The following is an 18,742-nucleotide window of genomic DNA, read 5'->3' as shown; positions in this document are numbered from 1 at the left end:
GGATTTTCAGCCCTTCCGATCCGCGACGAACGCGGCCTTGCCGAGCCGGACAGCGCCGTCGGCGTACACCTCGATGCCCGTCACCCATGTCGAGTGCACGGTCAAGTTACGCAGACGGTAGGTGTAGATATACGGGTTCTCCCGCTGAATGAATCGCACCGCCTGCTCGTATAGCGCGCCGCGTTGCGCGGCGTTCGTACTGTGTGCGGCCCAGCCCAGGAGGTCGTCCAGGATGGGCGAGTTGTATCCGCTGTAGTTACCGTTGGAACCGGTGGTGAGGAACCGGGCGGTGTTGCCGTCCGGGTCGATTCGGCCGGACCAGCCCAGCAGCAGGGCCTCGTAAGTGCCGCGCTTCTGCGCGTCCAGCATCGTCGAGTACTCGGCGGGCACGAGCCGTAGATCGAATCCACCCTCCGCAACGCTGTCCCGCAACGCCTGTGCGTACCGGAGATGGTCGGGCACGTTCATCACCTGCAACGTGATCGGGTACGGCAGCTGCACGCCCGCCTCCTCGAGCAGCTCCCTGGATCGCGCCGGATCGAAGGCCGGGCACGCCGTGCTGGCACGGGTGGCATACGAGGTGCGGGGCGCGATCGGCGTGCAGGCGGGCTCGTACCAGTTGTTGAACGCCTGCTCGACCAGTTTCTGCCGGTCGATACTCAGCGACAACGCCAGCCGGACGCGGGCGTCCTTGGCGATCGCGGTATCAATCGGCTTGACCGGTTTGCCCGCACCGTCGACATTGCCGATATTGATGTACATCCCCTGGAAACCGAACGATCCCGAGGTCAGCACGCGCAGCTGCGGCAACTTGGCCAGCGTGTCCACGTCCTGCGGGGACATGGTGTCGGCCACCTGGATGTCACCGGAGCGCAGGTTCGACTCGCGCATCTTCGGATCGGTCATGATCCGGTAGGTGATCGAGTCGAAGTGCACGTTCTTCGCGTCGTAGTACAGCGGGTCGCGTTCCACCTCGATCGAGGTCTGCGGGACCCGCTTGACGAACTTGAACGGGCCGACGCACACCGGGTGATCGCCGAAGTTCTTGTCCTTCTCCTTCAGCGCGGTGGGCGACATGATCATCCCGGCACGGTCCGCGAGCGCGGCGGTGATCGGCGCGAACGGCTGGTTGTATCGGATCACCACGTGCGTCGAGTCGGCCGCCTCGATCTCGCTGATCGCACCCATCTCACCGGTGCGCTGAGAGCCTTCCATCTTCCAGTGCCTGGTCAGGCTGGTCTCGACCGCGTCGGCGTTGAACGCGGTGCCGTCGGCGAACTGGATCCCGCTGCGCAGCGGGATGGTCACCGTCAGGCCGTCCGAGGAGATATCGGGCAGGGCGGTGGCCAGCTGGGGTACCAGGTTGCCGGACGCGTCGTTGTCGTAGAGCTTCTCGCAGACCGTGCTCATGACATAGCGCATGTAGAGCGAGCTGGATGTGGTCGGGTCGAGCTTGTCGGGTTCGTTCGACAGGCCCATCACCAGATCACCGCCCTCACGCACCGGCTGCGTGCCTACGGGTGTGCCGTAATCGTCGACGTGCGTTGCGGTCTCGGTGGTGTGTTGCGTCGGTGCGCAGGCAGCGAGGACGGCGGCGACGACACCGAGCACCGCCATCCGAGTGGAGCGAACGAGCATGCGCTACAACATACTTCAACACGCTGCATTTTTCGCCACCACCGTTTCTTTTTGTACATTGTTCTCTTAGCAGCCATCATCGGAAATCGTGGCGGGTGGAAATCGATACGGAAAATAGCGGTCCGGCGATTCCGGACCGCTAATTCCTGTGCGGTGTTCGACTATTGCGCGGCCGCGCGCCTTTTCAGTCCTTCTCGTCGAGGAAGGCGGCCTTTCCGAGCCGCACGACACCGTCCGCGTAGGCCTCGATACCGGTCACCCGCTTGGTGTGCACGGTGAGGACCCGGATCCGGTAGGTGTAGAGATACGGATTCTCCTGCTGAATGATCTGCGTCGCCTGCCCGTACAGCTCGGCCCGCTTGGCGGTGTCGGTGGTGCGCGCTGCCTGGGAAAGCAGCTCGTCCAGCTTCGGCGAGCTGAACCCGCCGTAGTTGCCGCCCGAGCCGGTGGACAGGAAGCGGGTCATATTGGCATCCGGGTCGAGCCGGCCCGACCAGCCGAGCAGCAACGCCTCGTAGGTGCCGCGCTTCTGCACGTCCAGCAGCGTCGAGTATTCGGCGGGCACGATCTTCAGGTCGAAGCCGCCTTCGGCGACGTTGGCCTGCAGGGCCTGTGCATAGCGAAGCTGATCCTGCGAATTGGTGACCTGCAGCGTGATCGGGTACGGCAGCTGCACACCGGCCTCGGTGAGCAATTGCTTCGACCGCTGCGGATCATAAGGCGGGCAGGCGATTCCGGCAGGCGTCGCATAGGTGCTCTTCGGCACGATCGCCGAGCAAGCCGGCTCGAACCAGTTGTTGAATACCGTGTTGACCAAGGTCTGCCGGTCGATACTCAATGAGAACGCCTCGCGGACTTTGGCGTTCTTCGCGAGCGGAGAGTCGATCGGCTTTGCCGGCTTGCCGACGCCGTCGACGTTGCCGATATTGAGGTAGATGCCCTGGAAGCCGAGCGAGCCCGTCTCCAACAGGTTCAGGTCCGGGTCCTTGGCCAGCGCATCGACGTCCTGGGGGGAGATCGTGTCGGCGACCTGAATGTCACCGGAGCGCAGGTTCGACGCGCGAATGTTCGCGTCGGCCATGATTCGGTAGGTGACCGTATCGAGATGCACGTTCTTCGCGTCGTAGTACAGCGGATCGCGTTCCACCACGATGGAGGTCTGCGGGATTCGCTTGACGAATTTGAACGGGCCGACACACACCGGGTTGTCGCTGAAGTTCTTGCCTTCATCCTTCGCGAGTGCAACGGGCGACATGATCATCCCGGCCCGGTCCGCGAGCGCCGCGGTGATCGGCGCGAAGGGCTTTTTGTAGCGAATCACAACGTGGGTCGGATCGGCCGTCTCGATCGACGCGATCGGACCCATTTCGCTGGTTCGCTGCGAGGTTTTCATACTGAAGTGCCGCTGCAGGCTGGTCTGCACCGCGGCCGCGTCGAACGGGGCGCCGTCGGCGAATTTGATTCCGGTGCGGACCGGGATGGTCACCGTCAGTCCGTCCTCGGACAGCGTGGGCAACGCGGTCGCCAACTGCGGCACCAGATTTCCGGACGCGTCGTTGTCGTAGAGCTTCTGGCAGATCGAGCTCATGACGTAACGCGTGTAGAGCGAGCTTGAGGTGGTCGGATCGAGCTTGTCGGGTTCGGCGGAAAGGCCCATCACCAGGTCGCCGCCCTCACGTACCGGCTGCGATCCCACGGGTGTGCCGTAATCATCTGTGTGCGTTGCCGTTCCAGCGGGGTGCTGAACCGGTGCGCAGGAAGCGATGGCGGCGGCGGTAACGCCGAGCACCAGCATCCGTGTGAAGCGAGCGAGCATGCGCTACAAGATACTTCAAGGTTTCGTACTTTTCTCGCCGGGTATTCCTTTTCGTAGATTGTTCTCGTTTTTGTCATCGGACCAATCCGAGCGCCTCTACAAATGACACGACAAATAGCGGTCCGGCGTTCCCGGACCGCTATTTGTTCGAAAGTTCAGTTATCGTCCCGCGGCGTAGCCCTGCATGCCACGGGGATTGGCTCCAGCTGAAAGTACACCGTTCTCCCGGTCGCGGGCCACCGCGCACAACCGGCCCTCCGACCACGGACCGCCCACCGTCACCCGGTGGCCACGCCGTTCGAGGTCGTCGATGACCTCGGCGCCGATCCGCGACTCCACCACCACCGAACCCGGGCTCATCGCCCGCGGATAGAACGAGCCGGGGAAGCTCTCCTGATGCCAGTTCGGTGCGTCGATCGCGCCTTGCAGATCGAGTCCGCCACGCACTTTTTCGCGCATGGCGACGGCGAGGAAGAAATGCAGGCTCCACTGATCCTGCTGATCGCCGCCCGGGGTGCCGAACGCCATGACGGCCTCGCCGTCGCGCAGCGCCAGCGACGGGCTGAGCGTGGTGCGCGGGCGGCGGCCCGGCGCAAGCGAATTGGGCAGGCCCGGTTCCAGCCAGGCCATCTGTAGTCGAGTGCCGAGCGGGAAACCGAGCTCGGGCACCACCGGATTGGATTGCAGCCAGCCACCACTGGGCGTCGCCGCGATCATATTGCCCCAGCGGTCCACGATGTCGAGCTGACAGGTGTCACCGCGAGTAGCACCGGAGGCGGCCACTGTCGGCTCGCCCGCGCCGCGCGGAACATCGACGGCCCCAACGGAATTGGTCTGCACGTAGCCACTCAGCCTGGGGCGCTGGCCATCCGGGCTGCCCGGCCGAAGTTCGTAGGACGCCTGCGGCCCGATCAGCGCGCTGCGCTGCGCGTTGTACCAGGGGGAAAGCAGCGTCGCGAGTGAGACCTGGGTGCTGTCGCCGTACCAGGCCTCGCGGTCGGCCATCGCGAGCTTCGAGCCCTCGATCAACGTGTGGTAGTACTCCGGCGTGCCGTACTCCAGGCGTTCCGGCAGCAGCGCGAGCTGTTGCAGCATGACCGGGCCCTGGCTCCACAGGCCGGGCTTCGCGACGGTCCAGCCGTTCCAGGTGTAGGTGACCGGATTCTCGTAGGTGGCACTGAAATTCGCGAGGTCGTCACCGGTCAGCGTGCCGATGTTCCGCTCGCCGGAGGTGTCCATGGTCGGCCGCGCGGCGGCGGCGACCAGCGCCTCGGCGATGAAGCCCTCCCGCCAGATGCGGCGCGCGGCCTCGATCTGGGTCTCCCGATCGGTGCCCGCGGCCTCGGCCTCGGCGATCAGCCTGCGCCAGGTCGCGCCCAGCGCCGGGTTGCGCAGCAATGCGCCTGCGGCGGGCGGCTTTCCGTCGCGCAGGTAGATCTCCGCGGAGCTGGTCCACTCGTTCTCGAACAGCTCGGCCACCGTCTCGACGGTCTCGCCGATCCGGTCGACCGCGGGGTGGCCGCGCTCGGCATTGCCGATGGCATAGGACAGCACGTCGGCCAGCCGCATCGTGCCGTGATCGCGCAGCAGCACCATCCAGGCGTCGAACGCGCCGGGCACCGCGGCGGCCAGCGGACCGGTGCCGGGCACCAGATCCAGGCCGAGCGCGTTGTAGCGGGCGATCGTCGCGCCGGCCGGGGCCGGGCCCTGACCGCACAGCACGCGCGGCGGCAGGCCCGCGGGTGCGAGAATGATCGGCACCTCACCGGCCGGGCCGTTCAGATGCGGCTCGACCACGTGCAAGACGAACCCCGCGGCGACCGCCGCGTCGAACGCATTGCCGTCGTTCTCGAGTACCGCCATCGCGGCGGCCGAGGCGAGCCAGTGGGTGGACGACACCATCCCGAAGGTGCCCTGCAAGGTAGGACGCGTGGTGAACACCTGGTGAGTATCTCCCCGGAGCGGTACGTACGTCCAAGACATCTATGGCACCAAACCGATAGCCTACGGTTATGGAACGTAGGCAACTCGAGTACTTCGTCGCGATCGTCGAGCACGGCGGGTTCACCCACGCTGCGCGGGCTTTACGGGTAGCCCAGCCGTCGCTGTCGCGGGCGATCGGCAAGCTGGAGCGCGAACTCGGGGTGGCGCTGTTTCATCGGGTCGGCCGCAATGCCGTGCTGAGCAATGCCGGGGAATTCATGGCCGACCGGGCGCGCCAGGTGCTGCGCGATCTGGATGCGCTGCGGGCCGCCGCGCAGGCCGTCGGCGCGGGCGTGGTCGGGCGCGTCGATGTCGCGGCCACCTCGTCCTCGACGCTGGAACCGGTGATCAGCACCATTGCCGAACTGCGCGAGCATCACCCCGGACTGACGGTGGGCACCTGGTCGGCGCTGTCGGCGGCGGAGGTGGTCGCCATGGTGTTGCGCGGGCGCTGCGAGGCAGGGGTGTGCGGCAGCGCGGAACGACCCGCCGGACGTGGTCTGGTGGCCCATCACCTGCGCGACGAACAGTTCCTGCTGGTGGCGCCGCCGGGCACCAAGATCGGCACCGATGGCACAGTGACGCCAGAAGACCTGCGCGGCATGAGCTTCGTGATCACCCAGCCGGCCACCGCCGTCCGGGCGCGCTTCGATCGGCTGGCCGCCACCGTCGGCGATCTGCGCATCGCCGCCGAGGTCGGTGACCGCAGCGTGGTGCTGCCGATGGTGCTGCGCGGCATCGGCGCGGGGCTGATGCCCGACGGCTGGCACGACCTCGCCTGCCGTGCCGGGGCCGAGGTGTATCGGTTCGACCCGCCGGAGAAGCTGCCGCAGTGGTTGGTGCACCGCGGCGGACCGCTCACCGCCGCGGCGCAGGCGTTCATCGACACCACGCTGAGCCATGCGGCCCGGGCGCGCGAGGTGGTGTAGCGAAGTCGGCTGACCGCGCACGGATAAGCGGAGCCATGCGTTGCCGGAGCCGCTCGCAGTAGCGGCCACACTCTTTCTGGCTTGCCGCACACCGACTGGCCGCCATGACACCCGTGCGGATGTCAAAGCGTGTGCGGCTACCGGGCTGGGCCTAGCCGGAGTTGCGCAGTGCTGTCGCGAGGCCGTTCATGGTGAGCAGGATGCCCCGCTTCACCAGTTCGGAGTCGTCACCCGCGCGGAGCCTGCGCAGCAGCTCCACCTGCATCTGGTTCAGCGGCTCCAGGTACGGGAAGCGGTTGTGGATCGACTCGGCCAGCGACGGGTTGTCGGCGAGCAGGTGATCGTTGCCGGTGATGGCGGCGTGCATGCGGATGGTCCTGGCGTGCTCGTCGCGGATCATGCCGAAGATCTTCTCTCGCAACGCCGCATCCTCGACCAGTTCGGCATAGCGGGCGGCTATATCGAGGTCGCTCTTGGCCATCACCTGCGCCAGGTTCGACAGCACGGTGCGCAGGAACGGCCAGCGGCGGTACAGGTCGGTCAGCGTCGCGAGCCGTTCGGGATCGCCACCGATCCACTCCTCCAACGCGGTTCCGGTGCCGTACCAGCCGGGCAGCATTACCCTGGCCTGGCTCCAGGACATCACCCACGGGATAGCGCGCAGATCCGAGACCGAGTTCGTAGGTTTACGAGAGGCGGGCCTGCTGCCGATATTCAGGTCGCCGACCTCGGCCACCGGGGTGGACTGCCGGAAATACTCGACGAAGCCCGGTGTTTCGTGCACCAGCCGGGAGTACGCCGCGCGGGCCCGATCGGCCAGCTCGTCCATCAGCTCGTAGGACGGCTCCGCGTCCGGCCCGAGCCCCTCCACGTCGAGCAGCGTCGACTCCAGCGTGCCCGCGATGAGCGACTCCAGATTGCGATGTGCCGCACCGGGTTCGGCGTACTTGGCGGCGATCACCTCACCCTGCTCGGTCAGCCGCAGTGAGCCGTGCACCGCACCGACGGGCTGGGCCAGGATGGCGTCGTAGCTGCGGCCACCGCCGCGGCCGACGGTGCCGCCGCGACCGTGGAAGAGCCGCAACCGGATTCCGGTCTTGCGCGCCACCTCGACCAGGTCGAGTTCGGCGCGGTACAGCGCCCAGTTCGCGGCCAGGTATCCGCCATCTTTGTTCGAGTCGGAGTACCCGAGCATCACCTCCTGCCGCATCCCGCGTGCCGCGACCAAGTCGCGGTACACCGGAACATCCAGCGCGGCAGCCAAAGTCGCCGCACCCGCACCGAGGTCCTCGATCGTCTCGAACAGCGGGACGATGCCCACCGAGCAGTGCGGCGGACCGTCCGGCTCACCGGGATCGAGCAGGCCGCCCTCCTTGAGCAGCAGCGCCGCCTCCAGCATGTCGCTGACCGAGGTACACATGCTGATGATGTAGTTGGGCACCGCCTCGGTGCCGAAGGTGTCCACCACATCGCGTGCGGCGCAGACGATGTCGACTTCCTTGCGGGCCAGCTCGCTCAGCCTGGCGTACGGGCCGAGCAGCGGGCGCCGGGTGCGCAGCTCGTCCGCGAGCAGTTCGACCCGCTCGTGTTCGGACAGGCTCGCGTAGTCCGGATGCACACCGGCCCAGGCCAACAGCTCGGCCACGACCTGCTCGTGCACCTCCGAGTTCTGCCGCATGTCCAGGCCCTGGAGGTGGAAGCCGAAGGTTTCGATGGCATGTCGCAGCGCGGCGAGTTTGTCGTCGGCGAGCAGTCCGTCACCGCTGGCGCGCAGCGAAGCGTCCACGGCGTCGAGATCGTCGAGCACAGCCTGCGGCGTCGGATACGGTTCGGCGCCGACGTCCAGACCGTTCGGCGGCACGCCGCCGAGGGCGCGGCGCGCGGTCGCGGTCAGGCGGGCCCGGATGCTGTGCACCGCACGGCGATACGGTTCGTCGGCATGGGTCGACGGGTCGGGGTATCCGGCTTCGGCGAGCGCGGCGACCTCAGGCGTCACCGGAACCAAGCGCGCCGACAACGCCAGCGCCTTCTCCAGCTCGACCAGGTCACGCAGGTACCGCGAGAAGGCGACGGTCGCGGCCTGGTGTCCGGCCTGTCGGACGACATCGGCTGTCACATAAGGGTTTCCGTCGCGGTCACCACCGATCCACGAACCGGGCCGCAGGATCGGCCGCGGCAGCAGCTCGACGCCGGGAAAGCGCGAGCGCAGCGCGGCTCGCACCTCGGCGTTGATCGCCGGGATCACGTCGAACAGGGTGATGTCGTAATAGCGCAGGCCCACCGAGATCTCGTCCTGGATCCGCAGGCGCGCCAACCGGATCAGCGCGGTGCGCCACAGACCGAGCACCTGCCTGCGGATCTGCTGCTCGTAATCGAGGCGCTCGCGCTCGTTATCGGAGTAGCGCTGGCGCAGCCGCATCAGCTCGGTGATCCTGGTCTGCCCGTCGAAGACGGTGCGGCGGCGGGTCTCGGTGGGGTGTGCCGTGATCACCGGGGAGACCAGTGCGTCGGCCAGCAGATCGGCGACCTCGGCCCCGTCCAGCGCAGCCGCGTCGAGCTTGCGATAGGTGGCGGCCAGCGACGAATCCTGCGGCGGCTCACCGGCCGCCTCGTGCGCCTTGCGGCGGCGGTCGCGCTGAATGTCCTCGGCCAGGTTGGCCAGCAGCACGAAATAGCTGAACGCGCGGATCAGCGGGAGCGCCACCGCGATGTCGACACCGTCGAGCATCTCGGCGACCGCGCTGCGCTCGACCTCCGCGCGACGCACCCGGAAGGCCTCGATGCGCACCCGCTCGATCAGATCGAACACCTCGGGGCCCTCATGGTCCCGGATGGTGTCGCCCAGGACGCCACCCAGAAACCGGATGTCGTCGCGCAGCGGCCGGATGGCGTCCTGTTGCGTCTCGCTCGTCGATTCGCCCATGATCAGACAGTATTGCCGTCGGCGCCGCGGCGGTATGCGACGGATCCCACACCGTGTCGCCGGGCGGTCGCCGAGCCGGGCCGGCCTCGGTATCGACCGCGCCGGGTGACCCCCGGGAAACCCGGGGAGTCAACGAGTTTCGTCCGGCTCAGCCCAGCACCTGGGAGAACCGCAGGTGGTTGCCCCACGGGTCGCGGAAGCCGCAGTCGCGCATGCCGTACGGCTGGGTGATCGGCTCCTGGGTGACCTCGACGCCGCCGTCGCGCAGCCGGGCGAAGGTGTCGTCGGCCGATTCGGTGGTGAAGATGAGCATGCCCGCCGCGCCGTTGTTCAGGCGGGACTCGGCCGCCGCGCGCGCCGCGTCGTCGGGCACCATCGCGGGGGTCTCCAGCAGGAACTCGATGGTGGGCTGACCGGCCGGGCCGACCGTCAGCCAGCGACCGCCGGGGAACGGCATGTCCTGGCGGAGCTCGAGGCCGAGCAGGTCGCGGTAGAACTCGAGGGCCTTGTCCTGGTCGCCGACGAGCACGCTGACGTGGGTGAGGGCGAGGTCTTTGCCGTTGCTCATGGTGTGTGTTCTCCTTCGGTAAAGCGGGACAACATTATCGACGGCGCTGCCGCGCCGAATTCATCGGTGGTCCTGGTGTCCCTGACCACAGCCCACCGAGGCCTACCCCTTCGGCCAGTACCAGGGCGGTTGATCCAGCAGGCCCTGGCCCGCGATGGTGGTCGCGCCGTTTTCCTTGACCAGCTCGATGGTCTGCAACTCCGGTGTGCTCTGCGCCAGCGCGGTGACCAGCGGCCGGGCGTGGGTGACGACCACGACCTGGGTGTCCGCGGCGACGGTGGCGATGAGCTCGGCGAGCGGGACCAGCAGTTCGGGGTGCAGGCTGGTTTCGGGCTCGTTGAGGACCAGGAGTTCGGGCGGGCGCGGGGTCAGCAGCGCGGCGACCAGCAGCAGGTAGCGCAGGGTGCCGTCGGACAGTTCGGCGCCGCCGAGCGGGCGCAACAGGCCGCGTTGATAGAGCGCCAGCTCGAATCTGCCGTCGTAGTCGACGATCTCGACCTCGCTGCCGGGGAACGCGCGATCGATCGCCTTGTCGAGCAGCTGCGCGTCGCCGATCTCGCGGATCGTCTGCAGCGCCGCCGCCAGGTCGGCGCCGTCGTGGCCGAGGACGGTGGTGCGGGTGCCGATCTGCGGCGACCTGGCGGGCGCGTCGGCGTCGGTGCGCAGGTGGTCGTAGAACCGCCAGGACCGGATGCGCTCGCGCAGCACCAGCAGATCCGGCGCGCTCTGCGGATCGGCCAGCTCGCTGAGCATGCTGTCGAACGGCTGCAGCGTGTGCGGCACCATCGCCCAGCCACCGTCGTCGGCGCGCAGGCGCACCACCGGGCCGCCGCGATCGGCGAGCAGGGTCGATGGGCGCAGCACCGGCCCGGCCCAGACCGCTTCGGCCTTGATCACCGGGTCGAGATTGAACTTCGAGGTGCTGTCGGGCGTCGGCGTGCCGAGCTCGGCCGCGTACCCGAAGTCTTCGCCGGCGAAGCCGACCCGCAGCGCCGCATCACCGCTCGGCGTGCTGCCCTGCCCCGCCCAGCGCGCCGACGCCACCCCGCCTTCGCGGGCCAGCGCGGCGATGGCCCCGTTACGCGAGAAGTCCGCCAGCAGTCGCAACGTCCGATAGAGACTCGACTTCCCACTGCCATTGGCCCCGGTCACCACGTTGAGCCGCCCCAACGGCATCGCCACCTGTCGCAACGACCGGTAGTTCTCGATAGCCAACGTCCGCAACATGACCCCAGGCTAACTATCCGCTATGACATGCGCCGCGCTACAGCTGCCGGATCACCCGCGCCGGATTGCCTGCCGCGAACACCCGCGGCGGCAGGTCCCGGGTGACCACGCTGCCCGCGCCGACCACGGTGTCGTCGCCGACCGTGACGCCCGGGCACACGATGACCCCGCCGCCGAACCACACGTTATCGCCGATCCGGATCGGCGCCGCGGTCTCCCACCGCTGCCTGCGCAGCTCGTGATCCGCCATCGGGTGCAGCGCGGTCAGCAGCTGGCACCGCGGCCCGATGGACACATCGTCGCCGATGACGATCGGCGCGCAATCGAGCAGGATCGCATCGTAATTCAGGAAACTGTTCGTCCCGATCTCGATGAGATACCCGTAGTCGCACTGGAATCGCGGCATGATCCACGACCCTTCCCCCAGCTTCCCGAGCAGCTCACGCAGCACGGCGTCGCGCCGCTCGCCCGCTTCGGACCGGTTGAACTCCGCGCAGAGTGCCTGCGCCCGCTGCCGCTGCGCCACCAGCTCGGCGTCGTTGTCCCGGTACAACTCCCCGCGGAGCATCCGCTCCTTCATCTCACCCACCCCGCCACCCTAGACACCGAACGGGACATGACGGCGACAGCTGTCGCGGTCATGTCCCGTTCGGCGGAGAGTGGTCAGGCAGGCATTCCCTGCACGGATAGTCGGTGGAAGAGGACCTGCTCGAGCAGCGCCACGAGCACCTCTTTCACCGATTCCCGGTCGCGCGCATCGCATTCCAGCACCGGGATCCAGTCGTCGAGTTCCAGCGCCTCGCGCACCTCGCCGAGGTCGAAATGCATGCCGTTGTCGAAGCGGTTGACCACCACCACGAACGGCGTCTGCTTCTCCTCGAAGTAGTCCAGCACCGGGTAGCAGTCGCCGATCCGGCTGGTGTCCACCATGATCACCGCGCCGAGCGCGCCGTCGACCAGGTCGTCCCACAGGAAGACGAAGCGGTCCTGGCCCGGCGTACCGAACAGGTACAGGATCAGCGAGCGGTCCAAGGTGATTCGGCCGAAGTCGAGCGCGACCGTGGTCTGCGTCTTCTCCGCGCGCCGGCCCGGATCGTCGACGCCGATCGCGACCTCGGTCATCGCCGCCTCGGTGACCAGCGGCTCGATCTCGGAGATGGCGCCGATGAAAGTGGTTTTGCCGACGCCGAATCCACCGCTGATCACGATCTTGACCGAGGACGGCATCGTCGGGGCGGGCGGCGGGTTGTCAGAGTGCCCGTACAAGGTCCCTGATCCTCTCGATGGCAGCGGTGGACAGTTGATCGGCCTCACGCACCGTCGCGTAGCCCCCGGCGACGAGGTCGCTCACGACGACCTTCGCGACACCGACCGGAACGCGCAGCGCGGTACCGATTTCCGCGATGGAGTGCGGCTGCTGGCACAGCTGCACCACGGTGCGCTGCTCGAACTGCAGCGGTGCGGACAGCGCCGAAGGCGGTGCCTGCACCAGGGTTTCGATGCGCAAACCGTCCATCAACGGCGTGGTGCGCCCCGCGGTGACGACAAAGGGACGCACAAACTGTTCATCACTGTCGACAAGCTCTTCGACCGGGGCTTCTTTTTGGCCTGGACGATCCGGATCGAACCAACCGAACATCTGGTTCATCGGGATCATCCGCGGGTCCGGCAGCCTCGGCCGGTCAGGATCTCTCATCTTCGCAACGTCTCTCGCAATTCGGAAATCAACGTCGGGTCAAGGAGCGACCCGGCGCGTTCGGCCAGCACGGCCATTTCGTAGCCGACCAGACCGACATCGCAGTTGCCGTCGGCGATGACGCCGAGGCAGCTGCCGTCACCCATGGCCGAGACGAGCAAAAAACCCCGCTTCATCTCGATCATGATCAGTTTGAGCCCATCGAACGAGTAACTGCGCGATGCGCTCTTGGCGAGGCTGGCCAGACCGGACACCATGGCGGAGAGCCGGTCGGCTGAGGTGCGGTCCAGACCCTCGGACATCGCGATGAGCAATCCGTCCGAGGAGACCGCCACGGTGTCGCGGACGCCGTCGGTTTCCCGGACGAAGTTGGCGAGCATCCAGTTGAACGTGTGCGGGTCGGCGCTCGGCAAGTGAGTGGTCACCGGTTCTCCTCTGCGATTGTCTGAGCCTGATCGTCGGCGCGGGCGTCGTGGTCGCGGGCACCGACATACGGACGGGTCGTCGACGGCGGCGGCGGTGCGCCGCGCTCGTGTCCGGCCCGGAACGACGAAAGCATGCTACGGGTTTCCTCCGGCGAGCGTTCCGGAATCGGGGCCCGATCGCGACGTTCGTTGGCGCCGTTGGTTTCCCGGCGCGGCTCGGTGGCCGGCGCCGTGCCCGCGGAACGAGACTTCTTGTTGCGCTTGACAAGTCCGTTACGCGTGGTGCGCGGTCCCGCGCCCGCAGGCGCTGCCCCGTTGACACCGTGGTGGTTCTCCGGCGGCGCATCCGGCAGCCGCCACGTGCCGGTATCGGTCAGCAACCGGTCCGAGTTGTCCGGCGGAGTGGAAACCGTTGGCGGGGACACGAATTGGGAGTACGCGGAGGTGGCGGGCCCGGAGGCGGGCGGTGCCGCGTGCTGCGGTCCGGTGTCGAACCGCTCTTCGCGCGGTATCGCCCGCTGCGCCGCGGTCCACGGACCCTCGGCCTGGCGAGGCGTGCCGTTGTACTCGTTCGACGGCGCCGCGTGTGCGGGACCCCGCTGGGTCGGCACGGTCGGCTCCGGCGCGTTGTTCCCGCGGATCACCGCGGGCGAGGTCATCGCGCCGTTGGTGGGCGACGGTTCGAGCTCGGGCACGCTGGTCGACTCCGAGTCGGCGCCCCAGGAGCGCTCCAGCCCGGCACCGGAGATCTTGGCCTGCACCGCGGCGGGCCGCCGATCCTGTTCCTGGACAAGGATGTCCAGCGGCAGCGACATCCGCGCGACGATGCCGCTGACCGGCGAGACGTTCAGCTCGACGTCGATGCCGAGCCGCTCGGCCAGCCGGCCGACCACGTAGTGGCCCAGGTAGCGGGTGGGCGCGACGATGAAGTCCTGCTCACCGCGCAGCCTGGCGTTCGACTGGGCCAGCTGGTCCATCGGCATGCCGACACCGTGGTCGACGACGGCGAGCAGATACCCGTGCGGCACCCGGCGGCCGTAGATCTCGACCTCGAGATCGGGTGGGGAGAAGGCGAGTCCGTTCTCGATCAGCTCGGCGAGCATGTGCGCGAGCTCGCTGACCACCGCGCCGGTGATCATGACGTCGTCCACTCGGCGCAGTACCACCCGGCGGTAGTCGTCGACCTCGGACAGGCCGGCCCGGATCACGTCGCTCAACGCGATGGGCTGGGCCCAGCGCCGCGGGCTGGCCTCACCGACGAGCACCAGCAGGCTTTCGGCGTTGCGGCGCATGCGGGTGGCCAGGTGGTCGAGCTCGAACAGGTTCGACAGACCCTTGGGATCGAGTTCCTCGCGCTCGAACTCGCTGATCAGGCCGAGCTGGCGGCGGACCAGGTTCTGGTTGCGCCTGGCCAGGTTGGCCATCGACTCGGTGGTGTTGCGGCGCACCAGCGCCTGCTGCGAGGCGAGTTCGAAGGCGGTGGTCTGCACCCGGTCGAGTGCGCCTGCCACGGCGGCGATTTCGGTACTCGCCCCGGGCGGGGCCTGCACCGGCATCGGCGCCTCCGGCCGGCTGTCGTCGGCCCGCGACCACGCCTCGATGACCTGGGGCAGGCGGCGCGAGGCCACATCGTCGGCCTCGCCGGCCAGCGCGGCCAGCGGGCGCACGATGGCGCGCACCGAGGTGATCACCAGCACGATCATGGCGGCGATGGCGATCGCGGAGATGACGAGGAAGGCGATCAGCTTGGTGGCAGCGGCATTACGCAGGCTGTCCGCGCGCTCCTGCACATCGTTGCCGACCGCCTGCTGCACGGTGCGCTGTTCATCGAGGACGCTGGACATCTGCGTCCACCAGGTCATCGGATCGACCTCGCGGACCAGCGGGCCATCGCTGGAGGCGATCGCGATGTTCTCCGATTGCTCTGCCTTGGTGGCGTTCTCGCTCAACATCGCCGCGTCCAGCTTGGCCTGCTGGCTCTTGGTCGCGTAGCGGGAGAACGCGGTGAAGCCCGCGAGCTTGGTGGAGCGGATCTCCATGAACTGCACGTACTCACCGCCGTTGAACCGGCCCGCGGTGAAGACGCCGTTGAGGAAGCCTCGCTCCTTGTCGACCTCCTCCTTGGCCGCGCCGAGCGCGTACAGCGCCTGCAGTCCGCGCTGGATCTGCGGGTCGCGGGCCTGGTCGAGGCCGAGCGCGAGGCGGTTCAGCGCGCTCACGCCGTCGGTGTAGAACTGGAAGACGACCTGCCTGCTGACGCGGCGCGAGTCGATCTGGGTGCGGGTGTTCGACAGCAGATTCAGCTGGCCGAGCGCCGAGCGCACCTGATCGGCGCCGGGGGCGTCCCCGGCCGCGTCGGCGGTCAGCGAGGCGAGTGCCGCGTCGACCTTGCCGCGCTGGTCGATCAGGGGCTGCTGCAGGCGATTGTCACCACCGAGCAGACCGTTGCTGAGCCCGAGCTCGCGCTGGATCTGGTTGGTGAGGTCCTGCACGCTCAGCGCCAGCGAGACGGCCTTCACCGTGTCGTTGGACTCGCGATAGTCCGAGATCTCCCGGAAGACAGTGACTCCCAGCAGGGCTAGCACCAAAATCAGCGCGAGCGCGAGAATTCGGGTGAGCTGACCACCGATGGTGCGCGGCCGGACGATGGCCGCCATTCTGCCGCTGGGCATCCCGGGGGAAACCGCAGATATGAGATCCGGTGTGTCCCCGGGCTTTGGTTGCCGTAGACGTGAACGCACCAACCTGCTACTCCTCCGAAAAGCCGGCCGTGACAGCTCCACGACGAGCGCACGGAAAGTCTCCGAGCAAAATCCCATATGCCCGGTCCGGCGTCAACTCGAGAACCCCGGACGGGGAACTTTGTTCATACTTTTCAACCCGAGCTGCAACCTGTTGCTACTAACTGTCCAGTTGCGGTCAGTTAATCTTGTACAAGGTTGAAGCAGAACTAATAACCCACCCGGTCGGGGGGATCAACGGGAAGAACCGTCGACACTCCGGGCGCCGACCCGAAATGCCCTCGGATAGTAGCGGAGTCGGCGACCTCCGCGCACCTCGTGCCGCTGCGGCACACACGTTTGACGGCACCGAGAGTTACGTCTACTCGGCGCCCGATCAGCAACGTGCCAGCAAGTAGCGGTGGAACTACTCGCCGCCGAGGATCGCGAGGACCTGCTCGGAGGTGTAGAACGGCTCGAGCCGCTCCCGAATCAGCTTGGACAGCACGCCGTTTCGCTTCGCGCCGTCGATGACGGCGGGGCCGTAGCGCAGGATTTCGGTGGTGATGTCGGCACCGGAGAGGCCGAGCTCGGGCAGCATGGCCGCGAGCGTGTAATCGCCGTACTTGGTGAAGAACACCTCGACGCATTCCTCGACGAGCAGACCGAAGTATTCCTTCTCCCTGGTGGTGACCGCGATTTCATAGCAGAGCAGCACCAGTTCGTTCAGGTCCTGCTGCGACAGATAATCGCGCAGCCCGCTCACCGGTTCGTCGGCGTGCAGATCCCAGAATTCCATGGCCGCGTCGTGCACCGGTGCGTCGCGCAACATTTCCCGGATCGCGTTGTTGGTGCGCTTGAGCGCGAAAACCGCGCCCTTGCCTGCCATGTCGCCGATGAAGGTGCTCTCGGTCGCCTTCTTCGCGCTCTTGGCGGCGGACTGGCCCATCGAGATCAGCGAGGAGACACCGGGGATCTTGCCGGCGAACTGCTTATTGGCCTCCATGAAATCGGAGATCAACTTGTCCACGAACTTCGAGGCGACGGTGGCGACCAGCGGGCTCTCGGTGAGCCGGTCCAGGATGCGCTCCTGGGCCTGGTGCATGCCGAAGATCTTCTCCAGCAACGCCTCTACCGGTTCGCGGTCGACCACCTGACCGAGGGTGTAGTCGTTGTTGTTCGCGATGTGGTCGTAGATCGAGTCGGCGAACACCCCGACCATGTCGGCGAGCACCGGACTGCCACCGATCAGGTCGATGATCGTCGCGACGGTCTGCTTGGCCTGATCGACCTCGACGATGTCGCGGAAGATCAGGGTGTCCGCGACACCGAGCACCGACTCGACATCGCGGGCAACGACTTCAGCGAATCGGTCGCCACTGACCTCGGCAAGCACGAAGTCGACTTGGGCATCGAGTAGCCGTTCAGCAATCTCGCGCGGCTCGGGCATCGAGTTCCACCAATCACAGTCGTAGTACGGCGCCCGGCCAGGTTACGGCCCGTGTGTTTCGGTGTCGTTGCCGCGCAACGACTTCCGTATCTGGTCCAGGCGTTCACGCGCCGCCTGCTCGCGCGCGTCCCATTGCTCGTCGGCACTGCGGCCCGCCGGGGTCTGCTGGTCGAGCTCGCTCATCCCCTGCGCGGTGCCGTAGCGCTGCTCGACCTTATCGCGAACTGACCCCCAAGTAGGGACACCGGAGGAGGAATATCCACCCGTCTCAGTCGGTGCCGTGATACCGGTCGGCGGTACCGGTACCGCGGGTACCGCGGAGGCCCGTCCGACCTGGCCGGATACGTCGTGCAGCGGCGCAGCGTCATGCACCGACGTCGGCATCGTGGTAGGAGTCACACCTGGTGAGGCCGTCGCATCACCGGTTTCCAGGAGGCCGATCAGGGCCGCGTGCACGGTCGCGAAGCCGGGCCGTTCCGCCGTGGCGACCAGCAGCACGCCGATCAGTTCACGGTCGGACAGGGCCGCCAGACGGGCCGCCATCTCGCTGTTTTCTGTCATAGCACCAGGCTACGCAGCACAAGGTGCGCCGCCTCACGACCGGACGATGGCACCGGCCCAGTCACGCACCAGCTCGAACCAGGCCGAGCCGCCCACCATGATCAGGTCGTTGTGGCCGGCGCCGGGGAAGATCTGCAGACGTTTCGGTTCGCGGGCCGCGGCGTAGAGGCGTTCGGCGTGCCGCAGCGGCAGGAGTTCGTCCTGGTCGCCGTGCATGATCAGGACCGGGGCACGCAGCGTGCGGATGCGCCGCGCGTTCGGGTACGCGTCGGGGACGAGCGGGCCGGGCAGGAACGGATAGACGGATCTGGCGGCGTCGCGCAGGCCGGAGAAGGTCGACATCAGCATCACGCCCGCGGGCGGATGCGCCTGGGCGAGTTCGAGCACGACACCGCCGCCGAGCGACTTCCCGAGGTAGAGAACATGATTCGGGTCGACGCCGGGTTGCTCGAGCAGTACCCGGCGGGCCGCACGCGCGTCCAGATAGGTGCCGTGTTCGGTGGGACGCCCGGTGCTGCGCCCATATCCGCGATAGTCGAAGGCGAGCACATCGAACCCGGCCTCGACGAGCAGTGCGAACAGCGCGACCCGGTCGCCGATATTGCCCGCGTTGCCGTGCGCGAACAGGATGTGGCCGACCGATTTCGGCGCGGGCAACCACCAGCCGTGCAGCGTTTCCCCGTCCGCCGTGCTGATCGACACGTCGGTATAGGCCATGCCGAGGATGGCGGGCGTCTGCAGGATCCGCCGATCCGGCAGATAGGTCAGCGCGTTCAGGATCGGACTGGCCGGATGTCGCATGATGT

At 67.4% G+C, this 18,742-nt stretch carries 15 protein-coding genes; 1 reads left to right on the top strand and 14 read right to left on the bottom strand.

The window, feature by feature from the left end:
- Positions 1-6: 6 nt before the first annotated feature.
- The 3 genes from DMB37_RS33280 to DMB37_RS33270 form a co-directional block, all read right to left on the bottom strand.
- Complete coding sequence (locus DMB37_RS33280; protein WP_135236056.1) at positions 7-1,638, bottom strand: ABC transporter substrate-binding protein; 1,632 nt, start codon at positions 1,636-1,638, stop codon at positions 7-9.
- A gap of 184 nt (positions 1,639-1,822) precedes the next feature.
- Complete coding sequence (locus DMB37_RS33275; protein WP_240771767.1) at positions 1,823-3,334, bottom strand: ABC transporter substrate-binding protein; 1,512 nt, start codon at positions 3,332-3,334, stop codon at positions 1,823-1,825.
- Between the two features lie 279 nt (positions 3,335-3,613).
- On the bottom strand, positions 3,614-5,395 hold the full coding sequence (locus DMB37_RS33270) for a gamma-glutamyltransferase family protein (RefSeq protein ID WP_135236054.1): 1,782 nt from the start codon (positions 5,393-5,395) through the stop codon (positions 3,614-3,616).
- A 71-nt stretch (positions 5,396-5,466) separates the two neighbouring features.
- Between DMB37_RS33270 and DMB37_RS33265 the strand changes: the two genes are divergently transcribed.
- The gene (locus tag DMB37_RS33265) at positions 5,467-6,366 is read left to right on the top strand and encodes a LysR family transcriptional regulator (RefSeq protein WP_135236053.1); all 900 of its coding nucleotides are present in this window, start codon (positions 5,467-5,469) and stop codon (positions 6,364-6,366) included.
- A 151-nt stretch (positions 6,367-6,517) separates the two neighbouring features.
- Here the strand turns inward: DMB37_RS33265 and ppc are convergent, their stop codons facing one another.
- The 11 genes from ppc to DMB37_RS33210 form a co-directional block, all read right to left on the bottom strand.
- On the bottom strand, positions 6,518-9,289 hold the full coding sequence (gene ppc, locus DMB37_RS33260; RefSeq protein WP_135236052.1) for a phosphoenolpyruvate carboxylase: 2,772 nt from the start codon (positions 9,287-9,289) through the stop codon (positions 6,518-6,520).
- A 148-nt stretch (positions 9,290-9,437) separates the two neighbouring features.
- Entirely contained in the window at positions 9,438-9,857 is a 420-nt protein-coding gene (locus tag DMB37_RS33255) for a VOC family protein (protein ID WP_135236051.1), read from the bottom strand.
- Positions 9,858-9,959: 102 nt separating this feature from the next.
- Positions 9,960-11,084 carry an AAA family ATPase gene (locus DMB37_RS33250; RefSeq protein ID WP_135236050.1) on the bottom strand — a complete coding sequence of 375 codons (1,125 nt, stop codon included), beginning with the start codon at positions 11,082-11,084 and terminating at the stop codon, positions 9,960-9,962.
- Between the two features lie 37 nt (positions 11,085-11,121).
- Positions 11,122-11,673 carry a sugar O-acetyltransferase gene (locus DMB37_RS33245; protein ID WP_135236049.1) on the bottom strand — a complete coding sequence of 184 codons (552 nt, stop codon included), beginning with the start codon at positions 11,671-11,673 and terminating at the stop codon, positions 11,122-11,124.
- 74 nt (positions 11,674-11,747) lie between these two features.
- Positions 11,748-12,311, bottom strand: a complete 564-nt coding sequence (locus DMB37_RS33240; RefSeq protein ID WP_135237973.1) for an ATP/GTP-binding protein — start codon at positions 12,309-12,311, stop codon at positions 11,748-11,750.
- A 22-nt stretch (positions 12,312-12,333) separates the two neighbouring features.
- Positions 12,334-12,732 (bottom strand): DUF742 domain-containing protein, encoded by a 399-nt coding sequence (locus tag DMB37_RS33235; protein WP_240771766.1) that lies wholly within the window; start codon positions 12,730-12,732, stop codon positions 12,334-12,336.
- Positions 12,733-12,776: 44 nt separating this feature from the next.
- Positions 12,777-13,160 (bottom strand): roadblock/LC7 domain-containing protein, encoded by a 384-nt coding sequence (locus tag DMB37_RS33230; RefSeq protein WP_135237972.1) that lies wholly within the window; start codon positions 13,158-13,160, stop codon positions 12,777-12,779.
- Between the two features lie 41 nt (positions 13,161-13,201).
- Positions 13,202-15,877, bottom strand: coding sequence for a nitrate- and nitrite sensing domain-containing protein (locus DMB37_RS33225; RefSeq protein WP_240771764.1), 2,676 nt, complete (start codon positions 15,875-15,877; stop codon positions 13,202-13,204).
- Positions 15,878-16,352: 475 nt separating this feature from the next.
- Positions 16,353-17,375: a hypothetical protein gene (locus tag DMB37_RS33220; RefSeq protein WP_135236047.1), complete on the bottom strand. Its 1,023-nt coding sequence runs from the start codon at positions 17,373-17,375 to the stop codon at positions 16,353-16,355.
- A 42-nt stretch (positions 17,376-17,417) separates the two neighbouring features.
- On the bottom strand, positions 17,418-17,936 hold the full coding sequence (locus tag DMB37_RS41045; RefSeq protein ID WP_206055056.1) for a hypothetical protein: 519 nt from the start codon (positions 17,934-17,936) through the stop codon (positions 17,418-17,420).
- A 33-nt stretch (positions 17,937-17,969) separates the two neighbouring features.
- Positions 17,970-18,737, bottom strand: coding sequence for an alpha/beta hydrolase (locus DMB37_RS33210; RefSeq protein ID WP_135236046.1), 768 nt, complete (start codon positions 18,735-18,737; stop codon positions 17,970-17,972).
- Positions 18,738-18,742 lie beyond the last annotated feature (5 nt).

Origin of the sequence: Nocardia sp. CS682 (assembly GCF_004634405.1) — a bacterium.
GTDB lineage: Bacteria > Actinomycetota > Actinomycetes > Mycobacteriales > Mycobacteriaceae > Nocardia > Nocardia ninae.
This window is presented reverse-complemented; position numbering and strand designations above follow the sequence as displayed.

Excerpts from the sequence above, each read along its gene's own strand:
- DMB37_RS33280 (WP_135236056.1), bottom strand. The coding sequence starts at position 1,638 with ATGCTCGTTCGCTCCACTCGGATGGCGGTGCTCGGTGTCGTCGCCGCC.
- DMB37_RS33265 (WP_135236053.1), top strand. The coding sequence starts at position 5,467 with ATGGAACGTAGGCAACTCGAGTACTTCGTCGCGATCGTCGAGCACGGC.
- ppc (WP_135236052.1), bottom strand. The coding sequence starts at position 9,289 with ATGGGCGAATCGACGAGCGAGACGCAACAGGACGCCATCCGGCCGCTG.
- DMB37_RS33255 (WP_135236051.1), bottom strand. The coding sequence starts at position 9,857 with ATGAGCAACGGCAAAGACCTCGCCCTCACCCACGTCAGCGTGCTCGTC.
- DMB37_RS33250 (WP_135236050.1), bottom strand. The coding sequence starts at position 11,084 with ATGTTGCGGACGTTGGCTATCGAGAACTACCGGTCGTTGCGACAGGTG.
- DMB37_RS33240 (WP_135237973.1), bottom strand. The coding sequence starts at position 12,311 with ATGCCGTCCTCGGTCAAGATCGTGATCAGCGGTGGATTCGGCGTCGGC.
- DMB37_RS33235 (WP_240771766.1), bottom strand. The coding sequence starts at position 12,732 with ATGAACCAGATGTTCGGTTGGTTCGATCCGGATCGTCCAGGCCAAAAA.
- DMB37_RS33230 (WP_135237972.1), bottom strand. The coding sequence starts at position 13,160 with ATGCTCGCCAACTTCGTCCGGGAAACCGACGGCGTCCGCGACACCGTG.
- DMB37_RS33225 (WP_240771764.1), bottom strand. The coding sequence starts at position 15,877 with ATGCCCAGCGGCAGAATGGCGGCCATCGTCCGGCCGCGCACCATCGGT.
- DMB37_RS33220 (WP_135236047.1), bottom strand. The coding sequence starts at position 17,375 with ATGCCCGAGCCGCGCGAGATTGCTGAACGGCTACTCGATGCCCAAGTC.
- DMB37_RS41045 (WP_206055056.1), bottom strand. The coding sequence starts at position 17,936 with ATGACAGAAAACAGCGAGATGGCGGCCCGTCTGGCGGCCCTGTCCGAC.
- DMB37_RS33210 (WP_135236046.1), bottom strand. The coding sequence starts at position 18,737 with ATGCGACATCCGGCCAGTCCGATCCTGAACGCGCTGACCTATCTGCCG.